General features: G+C 57.8%; 5 protein-coding genes. 1 reads left to right on the forward strand and 4 read right to left on the reverse strand.

Annotated features, from left to right (window positions below; genetic code table 11):
* Positions 1-145: 145 nt before the first annotated feature.
* The gene (locus QZ302_RS08845) at positions 146-766 is read right to left on the reverse strand and encodes a riboflavin synthase (protein ID WP_294594570.1); all 621 of its coding nucleotides are present in this window, start codon (positions 764-766) and stop codon (positions 146-148) included.
* Between the two features lie 79 nt (positions 767-845).
* Here QZ302_RS08845 and QZ302_RS08850 point away from each other — a divergent pair, with 79 nt between their 5' ends.
* Positions 846-995, forward strand: a complete 150-nt coding sequence (locus tag QZ302_RS08850) for a hypothetical protein (protein WP_294594572.1) — start codon at positions 846-848, stop codon at positions 993-995.
* A 61-nt stretch (positions 996-1,056) separates the two neighbouring features.
* Here QZ302_RS08850 and QZ302_RS08855 read toward each other — a convergent pair whose 3' ends face one another.
* From QZ302_RS08855 to QZ302_RS08865, 3 genes are all read right to left on the reverse strand, one after another.
* Positions 1,057-2,379: a UDP-glucose/GDP-mannose dehydrogenase family protein gene (locus QZ302_RS08855; protein WP_294594575.1), complete on the reverse strand. Its 1,323-nt coding sequence runs from the start codon at positions 2,377-2,379 to the stop codon at positions 1,057-1,059.
* On the reverse strand, positions 2,376-2,930 hold the full coding sequence (locus QZ302_RS08860; protein WP_294594577.1) for a hypothetical protein: 555 nt from the start codon (positions 2,928-2,930) through the stop codon (positions 2,376-2,378). Before QZ302_RS08860 ends, QZ302_RS08855 begins: the two co-directional genes overlap by 4 nt.
* 94 nt (positions 2,931-3,024) lie before the next feature.
* Positions 3,025-4,098, reverse strand: a complete 1,074-nt coding sequence (locus QZ302_RS08865; RefSeq protein ID WP_294594579.1) for a GDP-L-fucose synthase — start codon at positions 4,096-4,098, stop codon at positions 3,025-3,027.
* Between the last annotated feature and the right edge of the window lie 301 nt (positions 4,099-4,399).

Raw genomic sequence — 4,399 nt, forward strand, 5'->3', positions numbered from 1 at the left:
CGCCGAGAAAACCCAGCCCGACAGATTCACGAAGACTGAGGACTGCGGAGCCTGAGGCATAGCGTAGCTATCACGAAAGTTCTTTGGGTACCTTTCTTTCAAGAAAGGTACGGTTCTATCCGGCACAAAGTACCAGCTATAAAAATTATTTTTCAGGTTTTGCCGTTCCCAGCAGGCGAGCCACATATTTTCCGATGATATCGAATTCGAGGTTCACCCGCGTGTTCGGTTCTATCCGGTGGAAATTGGTGTGTTCGTGCGTGTAAGGGATGATCGCCACCTGAAAGCCGTCCGGACGCGAGTTAACGACCGTCAGACTCACTCCGTTGACCGCTATCGAGCCCTTTTCGACCGTCACGTAGCCCGCTTTCCGCAAACGTTCCGGGGCGTCGTAGTCGAACGTATAGTACCAGCTCCCGTCGGCGAATTCCACCGTGCGGCAAACGCCCGTGGTGTCGACATGTCCCTGTACGATATGTCCGTCCAGCAGGGCATCCATCCGCATGCTCCGTTCGAGATTGACCGGGTCACCCACCTTCAGGTCGCCCAGGTTGCTCTTTTCGAGCGTCTCGCGAATCGCCGTTACGGTATAGGTCCGTTTTTCCGGATCGACGGCCACGACGGTCAGGCAAACGCCGTTGTGGGCCACGCTCTGATCAATGTGCAATTCCGGTGCCAGATCGGCTTCGAAGGTGATATGCAGATTGTCGTGGTCGGGCTCCAGCCGCACGACGGTTCCCATGCTTTGTACGATTCCTGAAAACATAGTGTTCTGAATAATTTTTTCGGTTCGGTGTTTTTGCCGGTACCCCGCCCCGGGCTTCCGCCGCCACACTTCGGGTTCGTTGGCCGGCGTCGGCGATGAAGGATCCGCCTGGTTGGCTGCGGCGGGCGAAACGACCGGGATCGGGTTGCGTTCCTTAACGACCGGGGTTCAATCCACGTGGGAGCACAATCGTGCCTTCGGTTTTCAGTTGCGTTGCCTCTCGGAATAAACGCCGCGGGCCCGCGGTGGGCAATGGGCTGGAACTACACCAAGTAACCGGTAGTCTCTACTTACAAAACGCCGATGCCGTAGTAGGCAAAGCCTTGGTTTCGCAGCTCGTTCCGATCGAAGATGTTGCGACCGTCCACCACCACCTTCCCGCGCATGGCCCGTCCGACCACCTCCCAGTTCGGCAGCCGAAACTCTTTCCACTCCGTCAGCAAGACCAGCGCATCGGCATCCAGCGCCGCGCCGTAAGCGTCCGAAGCATAAGCAATCGCATCGCCGACCCGGCGTTTCGCTTCGGTCATCGCAATCGGGTCGTAGGCCACGACCTCGGCTCCCGCCTCCCGCAGCTGTTCGATCAGCACTAGCGCCGGCGCCTCGCGCATGTCGTCCGTGCCCGGCTTGAAAGCCAGTCCCCACAACGCGATCCGTCGTCCGCGCAACGCTTCGGCGCTGCCGAAATGGCCGACCAGTTTTTCGAACAGAATCCGTTTCTGCCGCTCGTTCACCCGCTCCACAGCCTCCAAGACCTCCATGCGGCAGCCGTTCTGTGCCGCGCTGTGGATCAATGCTTTGACGTCTTTCGGGAAGCACGAGCCCCCGTAGCCGCACCCCGGATAGAGGAATTTATTCCCGATCCGGCTGTCTGCGCCGATCCCCTTGCGAACCATATTGACGTCGGCCCCCACCGCATGGCACAAGGCCGCCACGTCGTTGATGAAACTGATTCGCGTGGCCAGCATCGCGTTGGCCGCATATTTGGTCATCTCGGCCGACGGGATGTCCATGAACATCACCCGGAAATTGTTGAGTAACATCGGTTTGTAGAGTCGTGTCATCAATTCCCGGGCCCGTTCCGAGTCGGTGCCCACGACCACGCGGTCGGGCCGGATGAAATCTTCGATGGCATTCCCTTCCTTGAGAAATTCCGGGTTGGAGGCGACGTCGAACGGAATTTGCACGCCTCGCTTATCCAGTTCGCCCTGAATCGTGGCGCGCACTTTGGCCGCCGTCCCCACGGGAACGGTCGATTTGGTCACGACCAGCACATACCGGTCGATGTGCCGACCGATGGTTTCAGCCACTTGAAGCACGTAGCGCAAATCGGCGCTTCCGTCCTCGTCCGGAGGCGTCCCGACGGCCGAAAAGACGATCTCCACCTCCGGCAATACCGATTCCAGCGAGGTGGTGAAGTGGAGCCTTCCGGCTTTGTGGTTCTTTTCGACCAGTTGCTCCAGATTGGGCTCGTAGATCGGGATGATCCCTTGCTGCAACCGTTCGATTTTTGAGGCGTCGGTGTCCACGCAGGTCACGTCGACGCCCAGTTCGGCAAAACAAGTGCCGGTCACCAGACCGACATAACCGGTTCCGACAATCGCTATCTTCATAATTCGGGTTCCTGCGGTTCTGACGGGGTGCTGAGCGGTGCGTAGTCGACGGTAAAGAGGGTGCTCCGAATGGTGCTTTGCGCGTTGGAGCCTTTGAGCATGATGTAGGAGAATGTGAGCGAGCCGGAGGTGGTGAGGGTCAATTCCGGTTTGCCGTCCGCTCCGGTTTTGAGCTGGGCTTCCCGGATGATGTCGTCCAGATCCTTATCTGTGTCCGGTTCCTGCAATTTCGACAACTTGTTGTCGTAAATTACAATGGCCTGCCGATCGTTTTCGGCTTCGTCGGCGCCTTCGATGATGATCGGTTTGGTGGAGCCGGTCATGATGAAATCATGATTAATCAGCCAACCCGAGAGATAGCTCGCTACGCTGTATTTGTCTTTTTCGTTGGGGGACAGTTTGTTGATCTCGTCTTGCGATAAGGTGGCGTCTATTCCGATAAAATTGACACCGATTTGATAAAACGAGTAGGGTTTCTCTTCCTGACAGGAGGTCAGCGCTATGAAGCCGGCAGCCAAGACGGCCAGCACGCTTAAGATTTTCTTTTTCATAGGGTTCTTACGAATTTTGTTTGGTTAGCTTCATGTCTCGCAGGGGCCGCTCGGGCTCCGTTACAAATATCCGCATTTTTCGGGAAATATCCGACTACTGTTTGCAATACCAGTCGTAGAGTCTCCGGATGCCGTCGTCGATTTCGACCGAGTGGTGCCAGCCGAGGGCGTGCAGACGGGATGGGTCGGTCAGTTTGCGCGGGGTGCCGTCAGGTTTCGAGGCGTCGAAACGGATCTCGTCGGTGTATCCCACGGTGTCGGCGATGAGGCGCACGAGCGAGGCGATGGTGAGTTCGCTGCCGGTGCCGATGTTGAGGTGGCAGTTCCGGATTTCTGTCCCTTTTCCGGCGGCCAGGTCGCGGAAACCGACGTGTTCCATCACGTAGATGCAGGCGGCGGCCATGTCTTCGCTCCAGAGGAACTCCCGGAGGGGTGTCCCGCTGCCCCAGACGGTCATGGTGCCGGAGGCGATACCGTATTTTTCGAGCTTTTCCAATAACTGAGGCTCGGAGGCTGTCCCGTCAATGCCTTCGACCGGGCGGCGGTCGAAGTCCTGACGAATGGTCGCCCAGTCGCCTCGCATCAGAGCTGCTGCGAGGTGCATCTTCCGCAGCAGGGCGGGCAGCACGTGGCTGGTTTCGAGGTCGAAGTTGTCTTCGGGGCCGTAGAGGTTGGTGGGCATCACGGCGATGAAGTCGGTGCCGTACTGGAGGTTGAAGCTTTCGCACATCTTCAACCCGGCGATCTTGGCGATGGCGTAGGGTTCGTTGGTGTACTCCAACGGTGAGGCGAGGAGGCACTCTTCGGGCATGGGTTGAGGCGCGTCGCGGGGGTAGATGCAGGTGGAGCCGAGAAAGAGGAGTTTCTTCACGCGGTGTCGCCAGGCTGCGGCGATGACGTTGTTCTGGATCTGGAGGTTGTTCCAGATGAAGTCGGCCCGGTAGAGGGAGTTGGCCATAATTCCTCCGACGTGTGCGGCGGCGAGAAAGATGTATTCGGGTTTTTCGGTCTCGAAGAACTGCTCTACGGCGCGTTGGTCGGTGAGGTCGAGTTGGGCGTGGGTGCGGCCGATCAACCGGTTATAGCCTTGTTTTTCCAAGCCGCGCCAGATGGCGGAACCGACCAGACCGCGGTGGCCGGCGACGTATATTTTGGAGTCTTTTTCCATGTCGTAGGAGGTTTATGTGATAGGGGAATTTTTTTGTTGCAGGGTGTCTTGCTGAGGCTTCGGTGGTGAATTGGTTTGGGCGGTCGGCAGCTTAAGGATGCGCCAGCATCCGTCTAAAGTTTTTTCGGTTCCTTTTGTTCACAAAAGGAACAGTTCGAGGCGAGACAAAGCTCGATCCGCGCGCGACTGCTGAAGTAGGAAATCATTCAAAGCGTCTTGCGCTTTGAATAAGATTTCCGCCAGCGCGCGGAACAGGGAGTTGGGCTGAGGCTGCCATTTGCCCACCGCGGGCACGCGGGGC

The organism is uncultured Rikenella sp. (genome assembly GCF_910579375.1).
Lineage (GTDB): Bacteria > Bacteroidota > Bacteroidia > Bacteroidales > Rikenellaceae > Rikenella.

Excerpts from the sequence above, each read along its gene's own strand:
- QZ302_RS08845 (WP_294594570.1), bottom strand. The coding sequence starts at position 766 with ATGTTTTCAGGAATCGTACAAAGCATGGGAACCGTCGTGCGGCTGGAG.
- QZ302_RS08855 (WP_294594575.1), bottom strand. The coding sequence starts at position 2,379 with ATGAAGATAGCGATTGTCGGAACCGGTTATGTCGGTCTGGTGACCGGC.
- QZ302_RS08860 (WP_294594577.1), bottom strand. The coding sequence starts at position 2,930 with ATGAAAAAGAAAATCTTAAGCGTGCTGGCCGTCTTGGCTGCCGGCTTC.
- QZ302_RS08865 (WP_294594579.1), bottom strand. The coding sequence starts at position 4,098 with ATGGAAAAAGACTCCAAAATATACGTCGCCGGCCACCGCGGTCTGGTC.